Annotated in this window: 15 protein-coding genes; 8 read left to right on the forward strand and 7 right to left on the reverse strand. The window is 66.5% G+C overall.

The genetic code is table 11. The features are described 5' to 3' along the window. The first annotated feature begins 125 nt into the window (after positions 1 to 125). Entirely contained in the window at positions 126 to 1079 is a 954-nt protein-coding gene (locus AC1DYU_RS10795) for a hydrogen peroxide-inducible genes activator (RefSeq protein WP_476791609.1), read from the forward strand. A 73-nt stretch (positions 1080 to 1152) separates the two neighbouring features. On the opposite strand, the gene AC1DYU_RS10800 is transcribed toward AC1DYU_RS10795, so the two are convergent. Further along, on the reverse strand, positions 1153 to 1785 hold the full coding sequence (locus tag AC1DYU_RS10800; RefSeq protein ID WP_476791610.1) for a LysE family translocator: 633 nt from the start codon (positions 1783 to 1785) through the stop codon (positions 1153 to 1155). Between the two features lie 164 nt (positions 1786 to 1949). Between AC1DYU_RS10800 and AC1DYU_RS10805 the strand changes: the two genes are divergently transcribed. After that, a complete protein-coding gene (locus tag AC1DYU_RS10805; RefSeq protein ID WP_476791611.1) occupies positions 1950 to 2492 on the forward strand; it encodes a hypothetical protein in 543 nt (180 codons plus the stop codon). A 17-nt stretch (positions 2493 to 2509) separates the two neighbouring features. Here the strand turns inward: AC1DYU_RS10805 and AC1DYU_RS10810 are convergent, their stop codons facing one another. Beyond that, positions 2510 to 3016: a DinB family protein gene (locus AC1DYU_RS10810; RefSeq protein WP_476791612.1), complete on the reverse strand. Its 507-nt coding sequence runs from the start codon at positions 3014 to 3016 to the stop codon at positions 2510 to 2512. A gap of 156 nt (positions 3017 to 3172) precedes the next feature. Here AC1DYU_RS10810 and AC1DYU_RS10815 point away from each other — a divergent pair, with 156 nt between their 5' ends. Then, positions 3173 to 3946 carry an alpha/beta fold hydrolase gene (locus AC1DYU_RS10815; protein ID WP_476791613.1) on the forward strand — a complete coding sequence of 258 codons (774 nt, stop codon included), beginning with the start codon at positions 3173 to 3175 and terminating at the stop codon, positions 3944 to 3946. Between the two features lie 101 nt (positions 3947 to 4047). On the opposite strand, the gene AC1DYU_RS10820 is transcribed toward AC1DYU_RS10815, so the two are convergent. Further along, positions 4048 to 5271 (reverse strand): NAD(P)/FAD-dependent oxidoreductase, encoded by a 1224-nt coding sequence (locus tag AC1DYU_RS10820; RefSeq protein WP_476791614.1) that lies wholly within the window; start codon positions 5269 to 5271, stop codon positions 4048 to 4050. 90 nt (positions 5272 to 5361) lie between these two features. Beyond that, complete coding sequence (locus AC1DYU_RS10825) at positions 5362 to 6276, reverse strand: LysR family transcriptional regulator (RefSeq protein WP_476791615.1); 915 nt, start codon at positions 6274 to 6276, stop codon at positions 5362 to 5364. A gap of 240 nt (positions 6277 to 6516) precedes the next feature. Here AC1DYU_RS10825 and amaB point away from each other — a divergent pair, with 240 nt between their 5' ends. The 3 genes from amaB to AC1DYU_RS10840 all read left to right on the forward strand — a co-directional run bounded on the left by amaB (position 6517) and on the right by AC1DYU_RS10840 (position 10679). Continuing rightward, positions 6517 to 8037: an L-piperidine-6-carboxylate dehydrogenase gene (gene amaB, locus AC1DYU_RS10830; protein ID WP_476791616.1), complete on the forward strand. Its 1521-nt coding sequence runs from the start codon at positions 6517 to 6519 to the stop codon at positions 8035 to 8037. A 127-nt stretch (positions 8038 to 8164) separates the two neighbouring features. After that, the gene (locus tag AC1DYU_RS10835; RefSeq protein WP_476791617.1) at positions 8165 to 9382 is read left to right on the forward strand and encodes an acyl-CoA dehydrogenase; all 1218 of its coding nucleotides are present in this window, start codon (positions 8165 to 8167) and stop codon (positions 9380 to 9382) included. Positions 9383 to 9500: 118 nt separating this feature from the next. Beyond that, a complete protein-coding gene (locus AC1DYU_RS10840) occupies positions 9501 to 10679 on the forward strand; it encodes a CaiB/BaiF CoA transferase family protein (protein ID WP_476791618.1) in 1179 nt (392 codons plus the stop codon). A gap of 9 nt (positions 10680 to 10688) precedes the next feature. Here the strand turns inward: AC1DYU_RS10840 and AC1DYU_RS10845 are convergent, their stop codons facing one another. Next, complete coding sequence (locus AC1DYU_RS10845) at positions 10689 to 11072, reverse strand: type II toxin-antitoxin system VapC family toxin (protein ID WP_158485657.1); 384 nt, start codon at positions 11070 to 11072, stop codon at positions 10689 to 10691. Beyond that, entirely contained in the window at positions 11042 to 11311 is a 270-nt protein-coding gene (locus tag AC1DYU_RS10850) for a type II toxin-antitoxin system prevent-host-death family antitoxin (protein WP_158485656.1), read from the reverse strand. Before AC1DYU_RS10850 ends, AC1DYU_RS10845 begins: the two co-directional genes overlap by 31 nt. A gap of 60 nt (positions 11312 to 11371) precedes the next feature. On the opposite strand from AC1DYU_RS10850, the gene AC1DYU_RS10855 reads away from it, so the two are divergent. Together AC1DYU_RS10855 and AC1DYU_RS10860 are read left to right on the forward strand one after the other, a co-directional pair. Then, a complete protein-coding gene (locus AC1DYU_RS10855; RefSeq protein ID WP_476791619.1) occupies positions 11372 to 13048 on the forward strand; it encodes a thiamine pyrophosphate-binding protein in 1677 nt (558 codons plus the stop codon). 108 nt (positions 13049 to 13156) lie between these two features. Beyond that, positions 13157 to 13660 carry a hypothetical protein gene (locus AC1DYU_RS10860; protein ID WP_476791620.1) on the forward strand — a complete coding sequence of 168 codons (504 nt, stop codon included), beginning with the start codon at positions 13157 to 13159 and terminating at the stop codon, positions 13658 to 13660. A 14-nt stretch (positions 13661 to 13674) separates the two neighbouring features. On the opposite strand, the gene tal is transcribed toward AC1DYU_RS10860, so the two are convergent. After that, positions 13675 to 14631, reverse strand: a complete 957-nt coding sequence (gene tal / locus AC1DYU_RS10865) for a transaldolase (protein ID WP_476791621.1) — start codon at positions 14629 to 14631, stop codon at positions 13675 to 13677. Between the last annotated feature and the right edge of the window lie 232 nt (positions 14632 to 14863).

Raw genomic sequence — 14863 nt, forward strand, 5'->3', positions numbered from 1 at the left:
TCCTCCATCATTCGCCGGGCGGGATCCCCCCTGGCCCAATTTCGAATTGGTCGAACTAACAGCGCTTTGTGACGATGATGTCCAATACTGTTTACGGGCATCCACGATAAGTTTATCAAATCGTCATGATCACCTTGAAGCAGCTTCGCTATTTCGCCGCCGTGGCGCGACACCGGCATTTCGGCCGTGCGGCGCAGGAGTGCCATGTCAGCCAGCCGGCGCTCTCGCTGCAGATCCAGGAGCTCGAAGCGCAGCTCGGCTGCCAGCTCGTCGAGCGCCAGCGCGGCGCGATCTCGCTGACCGAAACCGGCCGCGAGATCGCGGAACGGGCGCGCCGCATCCTGCTGGAGGCGAGCGACCTCGTCGATCATGCCCGGCACCGGCCCAACCTTCTCAGCGGCGAGCTCGACCTCGGCGTCATCCCCTCGATCGCGCCCTATCTGCTGCCCGCCGCGCTGCCGATGCTGCAACGGCGCCATCCGGCGCTCGCGCTGCGACTGCGGGAATCGCAGACCAACACGCTGCTCGATGAGCTGGTAGACGGACAACTGGACGTCGCGCTGATGTCGCTGCCGGTCGACCGCAGCGGGCTCGAGACGCTGCCGCTCTTCGACGACCCGTTCCTGCTGGTGATGCCCTCCGATGCTGGCCCGAAGGGCGCGGGCTTCACGCCGGAGCAGGCGCTGTCGGGCGACAATCTGCTGCTGCTCGAGGAAGGCCATTGCCTGCGCGACCAGGCGCTTTCCTTCTGCGGCCCGGCGCGCAGCGGCTCGCGCCGGCAATATGGCGCGTCGAGCCTCTCGACCATCATGCAGATGGTTGCCAACGGCTTCGGCACGACGCTGATGCCGGCGATGGCGCTGCCGATCGAACTCCGGCCGGAGATGCCGGTGACGTTGCTTGCCTTTGCCGCACCGGGTCCGAGCCGCGCGATCGGGCTGGTCTGGCGGCGCAGTTCGCCGCGGCGGCAGGATTTCGAGGCACTGGGCGCGGTTCTGGCCGAAATCGGCCGGAGCGCCGGCGCCTCCTTCATCGCAACCGCCCGCGCCGAGGTCATCACCCTGCCTGCGACCCGCTGAGGCGTCCTGGACGACGCCGAGCCCAGCGCCTGGACGACGGCCTTGGGCGCCTCGGATTGTGCCTGCGACCGGACTAGCGCTGCGCCTCGGTCGCCATCTTGATCGCGAAGCCGCCGAGCATGGTGCCCATCAGCCAGCGCTGGGCCAGCGACCAGGCCGGCCGCTCGCGCAGGAACAGCGCGATCGATCCCGCCGCGCAGGCGATCATCGCGTTGACGCTCAGGCTGATCACGATCTGGATCGAGCCCAGTGCCAGCGACTGCCCGAGCACGGCGCCGGCCACCGGATCGATGAACTGCGGCAGCAGCGCCAGATAGAGCATGGCGATCTTGGGATTGAGCAGGCTCGTGACGAAGCCCATGATGAAGAGCTTGCGTGGGCGGTCGAATGGAAGGTCGCGAAGCTGGAAGGGCGAGTTGCCGCCGGGCCGCACCGCCTGCCAGGCCAGCCAGAACAGATAAAGCGCGCCGCCGATGCGCAGCGCGTCATAGGCGTAAGGCACCGCGAAGAGCAGCGCCGTGATGCCGAAGGCGGCGCTCAGCATGTAGACGACGAAGCCGAGTGCCACGCCGCCGAGCGAGATCAGCCCGGCGATGCGCCCCTGCGCGATCGACCGCGAGATCAGATAGATCATGTTGGGGCCGGGCGTGATCACCATGCCCAAGCAGATCAAGGCGAAGGCTGCGAGGTGTGCAGTATCGGGCATGGCGGACTCCTGAATCCACCACGCTTCGCAGATGGCTTCGCTGCGCACAATTGCTGCGCCGGCATGACGGCTCTCCCGGCAGCGCCTGCGTGGCTCCGCGGGGAACCACACCGCCTCAGGGCCGTTGCCCAATTGACCCGGATTCCGGGATAGGGGGATTTTCGATGCTTCTGTTCAGCCGCATTCTCTACTCGGTGATCGCGTTTGCGCTGATGGCGGCGGCGGTGTTGCTGATCGGCGTCGCGGTCTGGCGCACGACGACCGGCTACTGGACCGGCGAGAACGCACTGGAAACAATGCTGGATGGCATCGGCCTGATCATCATCGCGGTCGCGGTCGCCGATGTCGGCAAGTTCCTGTTCGAGGAGGAGGTCGTCGCCGACCGCGAACTGCGCCGTCCGGCCGAGGCGCGGGGATCGCTGACGAAGTTCATGACGATCATGATCGTGGCGCTGAGCCTGGAATCGCTCGTGCTGATCGCCAAGACCTCGCGCGAGACAATGGGGAACATTGTCTATCCCGGCCTGCTGGTCTTCCTCGCGGTGACGGCGCTGGTCGGGCTCGGCCTGTTCCAGAAGCTCAGCCAGAACGTAACGGCCGCCGTGCCGCCCGACCGCGCGGACGGGAAGGAGGACGAGGACCGAGCGACTGCTCAGGCCGGGGGCCGTTCGAGACGCGCCAACCAGCAGCCGGTCGTTTCGACCTGACCAGCCCTCAGTGCGGTTCAGCGCACCGCGTCGACCAGCATCAGGTCGGTATCCTCAGGCTTCGCGCCGGCCGCAGTCAGCATGGCATGGACCTGCCCGCGATGATGGGTCTGGTGGTTGAACATGTGAGCGACGAGCAGGGCTTTCGGCTTGGTGAGCTCGCGGCGCGAGATGCCCGGAACCCAGGTCAGGTCGCCGGCGAGCCAGTCCGGCGAGAGCGTCGCGGCCCATTCGCCGATCAGCGCATCGGTGATCCGCCGCTCGACGGCGAGTTCCTCCCAAGCCTCGATCATCCGGGCCGACTCGCTGCCCGGAACCGCCGGCTTCGGCGTGCCGGCGAAGCGCGAAAGCCACATCCGGTCGGCCCAGAGCAGATGACACAACGTGCCATGGATCGACCTGAAAAACGCGCCGCGGTCCTGTCGTCGCGCGGCATCGTCGAGCGTCGCTCCAGCCGCGTAGAGGCTGTCGTTTTGCCAGGCATTGTAGCGTGCCATGGTGCTGGCGAAGGCGGGATCGATCACGCGCGGCTCCGTCTGGTGGCATTGACCTCCGGCGAGGGAAGCCTGCGGCGATCTATAACGCCGATAGATGACGGCGCCATATCCAAGCATGATCGCCAGAACCAGCCCCTACACCTATAATGGCTTATCGAAACCCAAGCAGCAGCGAGAATTGCCATGGCGATCGACAGACGCAGTTTCACCGCGGCGCTGGCCGCTGGCGCGGCCGCCTCCCTGATGTCAGGCCGGAGTTTGCAAGCGCAGGCCGTTTCCTCCACCATCCGCAATGTGGTCCTTGTCCATGGGCTGTTCGCCGACGGCTCCTGCTGGATTGACGTGATCGGCCAGCTGCAGGCTGCCGGACTCAATGTCACGTCGGTGCAGAACCCGCTGACGACCCTCGCCGAGAGCGTCGCCACGACCGACCGCGTTCTGGCGCGGCAGGACGGGCCTACCGTCCTCGTCGGGCATTCCTTCTCCGGCATGATCGTCACGCAGGCCGGCATGCACCCCAACGTCTCGGCGCTGGTCTATGTGGCCGCACGCGCTCCGGATGCAGGGGAGGACTACACGGCGCTGGCCAAGACCTTCCCGACGCCGCCGGCGACAGCCGGCATTCTGTTCGACGGCGACGAGGGCCGGCTCTCGGAGGAAGCCTTCCTGCGCGACTTCGCCGGGGACATTCCGGCCGCGAAAGCCAGGATACTCCACGCCGTGCAACAGCCTTTCAACAGGGCGCTGCTCGCCGGGAAGACCACGCAGGCCGCCTGGCGGTCGAAGCCCAGTTTCTATGCCGTCTCGACCGAGGACCGCACGATCGACCCCGATCTCCAACGGTTCATGGCCAAGCGCATGGGCGCCAAAACCATCGAGGTGAAGGGCAGCCACCTGGCGCTGATCTCTCATTTTACGGAAATCAGCGACTTGATCCTGACAGCCACGGGGCGGTAGGCCTGAAGCCGGGCCGGCCGGGCAAAACAGCCGACCGGGCGACGGACCTCCAGCAGACAAGCAGCAGAAGGCGCGGGACGACGCTTTCCGCAGCCGTTCCGTCAGATGATGTTGGTCTCCAGCAGGGGCCGGCCGGCCAGGATACGCTCATGGCCGAGATCGGCGAGATCGAGCGTGCGATAGCGGCCCAGCACGATGTGCTCGGCGAGCCCGCGCCCCACCGCCGGCGCCTGCTGCAGACCGTGCCCGGAGAAGCCGTTAGCAAGGTAGAGCCCGGCCATGCCGACGGCTGGACCAATGATAGCGTTGTGGTCGAGTTCGTTCATGTCGTAGGGCCCGGCCCAGGCCCGGCCCGGCTTGATCTGCTCGAAGGCGGGGATGCGGTGCGCCAGCGCCGGCCAGACCGTTTCCTCGAAGAAACCCCAGTCGACATCCTCGACGGACGGGTCGGTCTCGATCCATTCCTCATCCTGCTCGGCGCTGAGCGGCGAGCAACTGCCGATGAAGAGTTGGCCGTCGTTGCCGCGCTTGCCCTCCGGCCTGCACCAGACGCCAGTGCGGTCGATCAGCAGCGGACAGTTCTCGACCTCGCTTTTGCAGAGGAAGGAGAAGACATAGCGCTTCATCGACCGCACCGGGATCGCGATGCCGGCCGTGGCGGCGAGTCTGGCGCCATGGGTGCCCGACGCATTGACCGCCGCGCCGCAGGCGATGCGGCTGCCATCGGACAGTTCGACACCGGTGACGCGGCCGGCCTCGACGACATAACGCGCCACCTCGCCCTGACGATATTCGACGCCGAGAGACCGCGCCTTCTTGCGAAAGGCTTGCAAGACGCCCCAGCCGTCGAACCAGCCTTCGCCGCTGACGCCAAAGGTGCCGCAGGCAAGATCCTCGACATTCATCCAGGGAAATTTGCTGCGCAACATAGCTGCAGCATAAAGCGCAATATCGGCACCCTCGGCGGCCTGCAAAGCCTGGTTCGCGGCCAGCACGGGCGCGCCCTCCTCGCCCGCGAGATAGAGGTAGCCGCCCTCATGCAGATCGATCACCGGGACCTCGCCATCGACGGCGAGATGACTGCCGATGTTGCGCATGAAGTCGATGCCATGCAGCGAAATGCGGATGTTCACCGCGCTGGAATATTGCTGGCGGATCGAGGCCGCCGACAGCGCCGAGGCGGCGTAGCGATAGGTCGGGTCCTTCTCGATCACCACGACCTTGCCGCTGAAGCCGGGATCGCTCGCCAGATGATAGGCAACGGAGGAGCCGATAGCGCCGCCTCCGCAAATGACGACATCGGCGCTTTCGGTGGAAGACGGCATGGCGGATCCCGGGGCATGAGCCGGGTGCGCTCCGCGATCCCGGTTAGTGAACTCCACGCATGATTGGCGCGCCGTGACGCGCTTGTCGAGTCAGTTTGCCGCAGCGCACTCGCCGAGCAGCCAGTCACGAAAGGCGATCACCGCGGGAAGCTCGGCGCGGGTTTCGGGATAGACCAGATAATACCCTTCGGAGCCTGTGACCGGCCGGTCGAAGGGAATGACCAGCGAGCCGGAGCGCAGCTCCTCCTCGATCAGGAAGCGCGGCACGATGGCGAGGCCCAGCCCCGCGACGGCGGCCTGCGAGACCATGGCGAATTGCTCGAAACGCGGGCCCATCAGCGCCCTCTGCGGCGGCAGGCCCTGCTGTTCCAGCCAGTCGGCCCAAGCGCGCGGCCGCGTCGATTGCTGGAGCAGCGGCGCGCGCAGCATGTCCGAGGGGTCGCTCATGCCGAGGCGGGCGACGAGCGAGGGCGCCGCGACCGGCACGATCTCCTCGCCCATCAGCCGATGCAGCCTGGCGCCCGGCCAGACCGGATCGCCGAAATGGATCGCGGCATCGAGTTGCTCACGGCCGAAGTCGAAAGGCACGAGCTTCGTGGTGAAATTGATGGTGATGCCGGGATGGGCCTCGGTGAAGCGGGGCAGGCGCGGGATCAGCCAGCGCGTGCCGAAGGTCGGCAAGATGGCGAGGTTGAGCACGCCCGCCGCACCGCGAAACGCCATGGTCGAGACGGTCGCCGCCGCCAGCCGCGAGAGCCCGTCGCGGATATCGGCCGCGTAGGCTGCCCCCGCCGGCGTCAGGCTGACGCGCTGGCGCAGGCGCTGGAAGAGCCCGACGCCGAGCACCTTTTCGAGATGCGCCACCTGCCGGCTGATCGCCCCTTGAGTCAGGTTGAGTTCCTCAGCCGCACGCGTGAAGCTGCCATGGCGTGCGGCAGCCTCGAAGGCAGCCAGCGCCGACAGCGACGGGACCGAAAGCCGGCTGGGAACGATCTCGAAGCCCATGACTTATTCTCATCAAGCGGTGAGAACATATCGGTTGCCGGAGCACGGCGGAAGGGGGCATTGTTCGCATCCTCGGGCGACCTTTCCCGAGCCCTCATCCTAAGGAGCCGCGCAGCAGCGTCTCGAAGGATGCGCCAGGAGGCTCCGGAACCAACTGGAGCATCCTTCGAGACGCGCTCGTGCCGAGCGCTCCTCAGGATGAGGGCTTTGTTTCATAGACAGAAGTGATCAGGCAGCACCATGACCTCTCCCCTTCCCAAGGATGCGCTCGCGCTGCTCAAGCGCCTCGGCGTCAGCGATGCCGTCTTCGCCACCAAGGGCATGAGCGCCCATTCGCCGATCACGGGCGAGACCGTCGCGACGCTGAAGGAGACCAGCGCGGCCGAAGCCGAAGCCGCCATCGGCCGCGCTCAGTCGGCGTTCCTGCTGTGGCGCAAGGTGCCGGCGCCGCGCCGAGGCGAGTTCGTGCGCCTGCTCGGCGAGGAGCTGCGCGCCGCCAAGGACGATCTCGGCCTGCTGGTGACGCTGGAGGCCGGCAAGGTCACCTCCGAAGGACTGGGCGAAGTCCAGGAGATGATCGACATCTGCGATTTCGCAGTCGGCCTCTCGCGCCAGCTTTACGGCCTGACCATCGCGACCGAGCGTCCGAACCACCGCATGATGGAAACCTGGCATCCGCTCGGCGTCTGCGGCGTGATCTCGGCCTTCAACTTCCCGGTCGCGGTCTGGTCCTGGAACGCGGCGCTCGCCTTCGTCTGCGGCGACAGCGTCGTCTGGAAGCCCTCCGAGAAGACCCCGCTGACCGGCATCGCCGTGCAGGCCATCGTCGAGAAGACGATGAAGCGCTTCGGCCCCGAGGCGCCGGCCGGCCTGTCCGAGATCCTGATCGGCGGCCGCGAGATCGGCGACATCCTGGTGTCGGATCACCGCGTGCCGGTCGTCTCTGCCACGGGCTCGACGCGCATGGGCAAGGAGGTCGGCCAGAAGCTCGCCTCGCGCTTCGCCCGCGCCATCCTCGAACTCGGCGGCAATAACGCCGCGATCGTCGCCCCTTCCGCCGATCTCGACATCGCGCTGCGCGGCATCGCGTTTGCGGCGATGGGCACGGCCGGCCAGCGCTGCACAACTTTGCGCCGTCTGATCGTGCATGAGAGCGTCTATGATGCGCTGATCCCCAAGCTCATCAAGGTCTATGCTAGCGTGAAGATCGGCGATCCTCGCGAAGCGGGCGTGCTTGTCGGCCCGCTGGTCGATGAGGCCGCCTACCAGGGCATGCAGACCGCGCTTTCGGAGGCCAGGGCCGCAGGCGGCACCGTTCATGGCGGTGAGCGGGTCAGTGTCGGAACGGGGGGCTTCTATGTCCGACCCGCGATCGTCGAGATGCCCTCGCAGAGCGGGCCGGTCTCGCGCGAGACCTTCGCGCCGATCCTCTACGTGATGACATACAAGACGCTCGACCAGGCGATCGCGATTCAGAACGATGTCGGCGCCGGCCTGTCCTCCTCGATCTTCACACTCGACATGCGCGAGGCCGAGGCTTTCATCTCTGCGGAAGGCTCGGATTGCGGCGTCGCCAACGTCAATATCGGCCCGTCCGGCGCCGAGATCGGCGGGGCCTTCGGCGGCGAGAAGGAAACCGGCGGCGGCCGCGAGGCCGGCTCGGATGCGTGGAAAGCCTATATGCGCCGCGCCACGAATACGCTCAACTACGGCACGACATTGCCGCTGGCGCAGGGCGTCAGCTTCGATGTGGATGCGTGATTCCATAGCGCGTCATTCTCGGGCGAAGCGAAGCGCGAGCCTGAGAATCTCTTAGACCAGATAGCTGGTTTCCGAGATGGTCGGGTCAAGCCCGACCATGACGGCAGAACGACAAGGGAGAGATCAGATGGCAGAAGCCGCCCGCAGCCACGCCCCCAGCCACAAGCTGGCCGAATTCACCTGGGACGACGCCTTCCTGCTCGACGACCAGCTCTCGGAAGACGAGCGGCTGATCCGCGACACGGCGCGCGACTTCGCGCAGGAGAAGCTGCAGCCGCGCATCGCCGAAGCCTATCTCAATGAGGAGACCGACCGCTCGATCTTCAACGAGATGGGCGAACTCGGCCTTCTCGGCGTCACCGTGCCGGAAGAGTATGGCTGCGCCGGCGCCAACTACGTGTCTTATGGGCTGGTGGCCCGCGAGGTCGAGCGCGTCGATTCCGGCTATCGCTCGATGATGTCAGTGCAGTCCTCGCTGGTGATGTATCCGATCTACGCCTATGGCGACGAGAGCCAACGCAAGAAGTACCTGCCCAAGCTCGGCTCCGGCGAATGGATCGGCTGCTTCGGCCTGACCGAGCCCGATGCCGGCTCCGATCCGGCGGGCATGAAGACCCGCGCCGAGAAGGTCGCCGACGGCTATCGCCTGACCGGCTCGAAGATGTGGATCTCGAATTCGCCGATCGCCGACGTCTTCGTCGTCTGGGCGAAGTCGGCTGCGCATGACAACCAGATCCGCGGCTTCATCCTCGAAAAGGGCATGAAGGGGCTGTCGGCGCCGAAGATCGGCGGCAAGCTCTCGCTTCGCGCCTCGATCACGGGCGAGATCGTCATGGATGGCGTGATCGTTCCCGAAGAGAACCTGCTGCCGAACGTCTCCGGCCTGAAAGGTCCGTTCGGCTGCCTCAACCGCGCGCGCTACGGCATTTCCTGGGGCGTGATGGGCGCGGCCGAGGATTGCTTCCATCGAGCGCGGCAGTACGGGCTTGATCGCAAGCAGTTCAACAAGCCGCTCGCCCAGACGCAGCTCTTCCAGAAGAAGCTGGCGGACATGCTGACCGAGATTTCGCTCGGCCTGCAGGGCTCGCTTCGCGTCGGGCGCCTGCTCGACGACGGCCGGATGGCGCCCGAGATGATCAGCCTGGTCAAGCGCAACAATTGCGGCAAGGCGCTCGACATCGCCCGCCAGGCCCGCGACATGCATGGCGGCAACGGCATCTCGATCGAGTATCATGTCATGCGCCACGCGGCGAACCTCGAGACGGTGAACACCTATGAGGGCACGCATGACGTCCACGCGCTGATTTTGGGCCGGGCGATCACCGGCTTGCAGGCGTTTTTCTGAGCCAGCCGCTTGCCGTCATAGTCGGGCTTGACCCGACCATCTCATGCCAAACGAACCTCCCAAGAGATGGTCGGGTCAAGCCCGACCATGACGGTGGTGTCAAAGCCGGAATGACCGCATGACCACCCCTCCCCTCGCCGGCCTGCGCGTTCTCGAACTCGCGCGCATTCTTGCCGGGCCCTGGATCGGCCAGCTGCTGGCCGATCTCGGCGCCGATGTCGTCAAGGTCGAGGCACCCGAGGGCGACGACACCCGCAAATGGGGACCGCCCTTCGTCGAGGGCGAGGACGGCGAAAACCTCTCGGCGGCCTATTTCCACTCGACCAATCGCGGCAAGCGCTCGATCACTGCCGATTTCCGCACCCCCGAAGGCCAGGCGCTGGTGCGCAGGCTCGCCGCCCATGCCGATGTCGTGGTCGAGAACTTCAAGGTCGGCGGTCTTGAGAAATATGGGCTCGACGCGGCTTCGCTGCGGGCGGCCTATCCCCGGCTGATCTACTGCTCGGTCACCGGCTTCGGGCAGACCGGGCCCTATGCGCCGCGCGCCGGCTACGACTTCCTCGTCCAGGGCATGGGCGGGCCGATGTCGGTCACTGGCGAGCCGACCGGCGCGCCGATGAAGGCGGGCTATGCCGTCGCCGACATCTATACCGGCCTCTACGCCTCGGTCGGCATCCTCTCGGCGCTGCGCCGGCGTGATGCCACCGGCGAAGGCGCGAGCCTCGACATGGCGCTGCTCGATGCGCAGGTCGCCGTGCTCGGCAACCAGGCGATGAACTACCTCGTCTCGGGCAATCCGCCGCCACGGCTCGGCAACGCGCACCCCAACATCGTGCCCTATGACGTGTTCCCGGTCGCTGACGGGCATATCATCATCGCGACCGGCAATGACGGGCAGTGGCGCAAGCTCTGCGAGGTGCTGGGCGAGCCGATGCTGGCCGACCAGCCCGGCTATATCGACAACCGCTCGCGGGTGAAGAACCGCATCGCGCTCACGGAACATCTGCACAAGCTGACGCAGCGCTACCTCAAGGCCGACCTGTTGGCGGTGCTGGAAAAGGTCGGCGTGCCGGCCGGCCCGATCAACGGCGTCGACGAAGTCTTCGCCGATCCGCAGATTCTGGCGCGCGGCGTCCGCGTCGATCTGGCGAGCGACGTTGCCAAGGGCGGGAGCGTCCCGACCGTCGCCTCGCCCATCGTCATGGATGGCATCAGGCAGGTGTCGCCGCGCCCGAGCCCGCAACTGGGCGAGCATGCCGACGAGATCCTGAACGATCCGGCCTGGGGAGGCGGCTGAATGCGCGGCTCACCAGAGACGGCGGGCGCCGAGTGCGTCGAAGGCGGTGTCGGGCGAAACCAGCGTCAGATTCTCGACGATGGCCTGCCCAGCGAGCATGCGGTCGAAGAGATCGCGATGCTCGCTGGGAATGGAGCCGCCGCAGATCGAATGCTCATGCCGAAGGGGCAGAAGCTCGAAGTTGTCGATCGCGCAATGTTCGGCGAAGCTTGCGACCAGAGGCCGGACCTGCGGAAGCTTGCCGATGCGCAGTTTGGTCGCAAGCTCCATGGCGGTCACAGAACTGACAACGACGCGATCCGCTTCGTTGACCGCTCTAACCGCCGGCGGCGACAACCGATGCGCGTCGTAAATCCACCAGATCAGCGTGGCGGAGTCGAGAAGAAGTCCCAATCGTCACGTCCTTCCCAGAGGCGCAGTTCATCTTCGGGCAGCGGATCGAATATCTCGTTGCCAACATCCATCATGCCCTGCATTCGCCCCGGCTTGCGCTCGACCCGCTTGGCTTCGATCGGCACCAGCCGCGCGATCGGCTTGTCGCGCCGCGAGATCACGACCTCGCCGCCCTTCTCGACCTCTTCGAGCAGGCGCGACAGATGGGTCTTGGCTTCATGGATGGTGACGCGCGTCATGGCGGCCTCCAGCTCATCCTTCGATATGACCAACTTAGCTAAGTTACACGGACGAGGTCAATGACGACAACCATGCGCAGCGGCGGGCAGATCCTCGTCGACCAACTGATCCTCCATGGCGCGACCGACGCCTTCTGCGTGCCGGGCGAGAGCTATCTCGCCGTGCTCGACGCGCTGCATGACGCGTCGATGAAGGTCACCATCTGCCGGGCCGAGGGCGGCGCCTGCATGATGGCCGAGGCCGCCGGCAAGCTGACCGGCAAGCCCGGCATCTGCTTCGTCACGCGCGGGCCCGGCGCCACCAATGCCTCGCCCGGCATCCATATCGCCGACCAGGATTCGACGCCGCTGATCTTGTTCGTCGGGCAGATCGAGCGCGGCATGCGCGAGCGCGAGGCCTTCCAGGAGCTCGACTACCGCGCCGTCTTCGGCACCATGACGAAATGGGCGACCGAGATCGACGACGCCGCCCGCATCCCCGAGATCATCAGCCGCGCCTTCCATGTCGCGACCTCCGGCCGGCCCGGTCCCGTCGTGATCGCCCTGCCTGAGGACGTGTTGACCGACCTCGCCGATGTCGCCGACGCCGAGCCCTATCAGGTCACCGAGACGCACCCGTCCCTGCTCCAGACCATCGACCTGCAGAAGCGGCTCTGGGCGGCGAAGTCTCCGGTCGCGATCCTCGGTGGCTCGCGCTGGGACCCGCAGGCGATCGCGCGCTTCCAGCGCTTTGCCGAACGTTTCGACCTGCCCGTCGCGGTCTCGTTCCGGCGGCAGATGCTGTTTCCGGCCGACCATCCGAATTTCGCCGGCGATCTCGGCATCGGCCCCAATCCGAAGCTGCTGAAGCGCATCCAGGACAGCGACCTCGTGCTGCTCGTCGGCGGGCGGTTGTCGGAGATGCCGAGCCAGTCCTACACGCTGTTCGGCATTCCCAATCCCGGCCGGCCGCTGGTCCATGTCCATCCCGATGCCGAGGAGCTCGGCCGGGTCTACCGGCCGTCGCTGGCGATCAACGCCTCGCCGACCGCGTTTTGCGCCGCGCTCGAGACCGTGCATCCGCCGCAGGCGATTGCGTGGGCAGGCGCAGCCGCCGAGGCGCATGAGAGCTATCTCGGCTGGAGCGGCCAACCCGCGCCGGTTGCTGGCACGTTCCATCCCGGCGAGATGGTGACCTGGCTGCGCCGGCAGCTCCCCGACGACGCCATCATGTGCAATGGCGCCGGCAATTACGCGACCTGGGTGCATCGCTTCCACCGCTTCAACAAATTCGCGACGCAGCTCGCGCCGACTTCGGGCTCGATGGGCTATGGCGTGCCGGCTGCGATCGGCGCCAAGCGCTTGTTCCCCGAGCGCACCGTGATCGCCTTTGCGGGCGATGGCTGCTTCCTGATGAACGGGCAGGATTTCGCCACCGCCGTGCAATACGACCTCCCCGTGATCGTCATCGTGGTCGATAACGGCATGTACGGCACCATCCGCATGCATCAGGAGAAGCATTACCCCGGCCGCGTCTCGGCGACGACGCTGAAGAACCCCGATTTCGCGGCTTACGCCAAGGCCTTCGGCGGCCATGGCGAGCGAGTCGAGACTACCGCCGAGTTCGGCCCGGCTTTCGAGCGTGCGGTCGCCTCGGGCAAGCCCGCGATCATCCATTGCCTGCTCGATCCGGAGGCGATCACGCCGGCGAAATCGCTGTCGGCGATCCGGGCGGAGGCGTTCGCGGCGCAGGGCTGAGCCGCTCCGACACAGCTCCTTAAAATATATTAACCGCGTCGGTGAACCTGCGCTGAACCTTTTGCGACCATCAGTCGTTGAAGCTTCGGTTGGTTCGGGATGACGGTGATGGTTGTGCGGCGCGCGATGATGTTCTCGATGGTGGCGGCGATGGCCGTCGCCGGTGCGCCCGGAGCCCAAGCGGCCAATCTGTTCGAGGAACTGGGGCGCGCCATCTTCGGCGGCGGTCCGCGCCTTCGGGCGACACCGATCTACGAATATGACGAGCCGATGCAGCGTGCGCCGCGTCAGCGGGCGCCCGAGGCGTCGACCAAGCCGAAGGCCCCGGTCGTGCAGCTCGACCCGGCGACCGATCCGAGCTGGTATCTGAAGGACCCGACGCTGCGGCGCGGCGACATCGTCGTCACCGCCAATGGCGTGATGGTCTATCAGGGCCGCGGCAGCGACATGAACCGTCGCGAAGATTTCGCCTCGCTCGGCGGCAAGGACACCAAGGGCTGGAAGCACCAGCTCGAAACGGCCGCCGCCGGCGGCCGCAGCTTCTTCGACCCGGCCTCACCGCCGCCGAAGCCGAATGTCACGGCGCAGGCCGAGGTCGCGCCGAAGCCCTGAGCTTCGGTTCGCGATCAGGCGAGCTTCGCGGCCACGAGCTTGCGCAGGCCGCGCAGGTCCTTGACGAAGCCGCGAATGCCTTCCGCCAGCTTCTCGGTGCCCATCGCATCCTCGTTCATCGCGAAGCGGAAGGCCTTTTCGTCCAGCGTCAGCTTGGCGGGAGCCTCGCCGAGCTTGTCGGCCGAGAGCTTGCGCGGCAGGTCGCCCGTCGCACCGGCGAGTTCGTCGAGCAGGCCCGGTCCGATGGTCAGCCGGTCGCAGCCGGCCAGCGCCTCGATCTCGCCGGTGTTGCGGAAGGATGCGCCCATCACCACCGTCTCGATGCCATGGGTCTTGTAATAGGCGTAGATGGTCCCGACCGAGACGACGCCGGGATCGGTCTCGGCGGTGTAGGGGCCGCCCCCGGCCTTGACGTGCCAGTCGAGGATGCGGCCGACGAAGGGCGAGATCAGGAAAGCGCCGGCATCGGCGCAGGCCACGGCCTGCGGCAGCGAAAACAGCAGCGTCAGATTGCAGTCGATGCCTTCGCCCTGCAGCACCTTGGCGGCCTGTATGCCCTCCCAGGTCGAGGCGATCTTGATCAGGATGCGGTCCTTCTCGATGCCGCGCTCCTTATAGGCGGCGATGATGGCGCGCGCCTTGTCGATCGTCGCCCTGGTGTCGAAGGACAGGTCGGCATCGACCTCGGTCGAGACCCGGCCGGGCACGATCTTGGTCAGCTCGGCGCCAAAGGTGACGGCGAGCCGGTCGCAGACCGCATGCACGGCCTTGTCGCCGCCGCCGGCCTTCCTGCCCCAGGCGATCGCCTCGTCGACGAGACCGGCATAGGCCGGGGTCTCGACGGCTTTCAGGATCAGCGTCGGGTTGGTGGTGCAGTCGACGGGCTTGAGCCGGCGGACCGCTTCGATATCGCCGGTGTCGGCGACGACCGTGGTCATCTTGCGGAGCTGGTCGAGCTTGGAGGCGGTCATGGCTGTCCTGTCGCGATGGATGCGTGGATTCAGGCGGAACGTGGGGCGCGCGCCCGACAGGGTCAAGCCGTCGGACGGCAGGACCGTCCTGCGTCAATGCCGCAACGTCCCGCCGTTTTCATGGCAGCCGAACCTCTTCAGCCTCATGACGCCGCCTTCATGGATATGTCATATGCGGAGACTACCGCCAGCGCAGGCCCGGCTCGGGCATGCGCACAGGAGAGTTTCATGC

Source organism: Allobosea sp. P2_B12 (genome assembly GCF_056404835.1).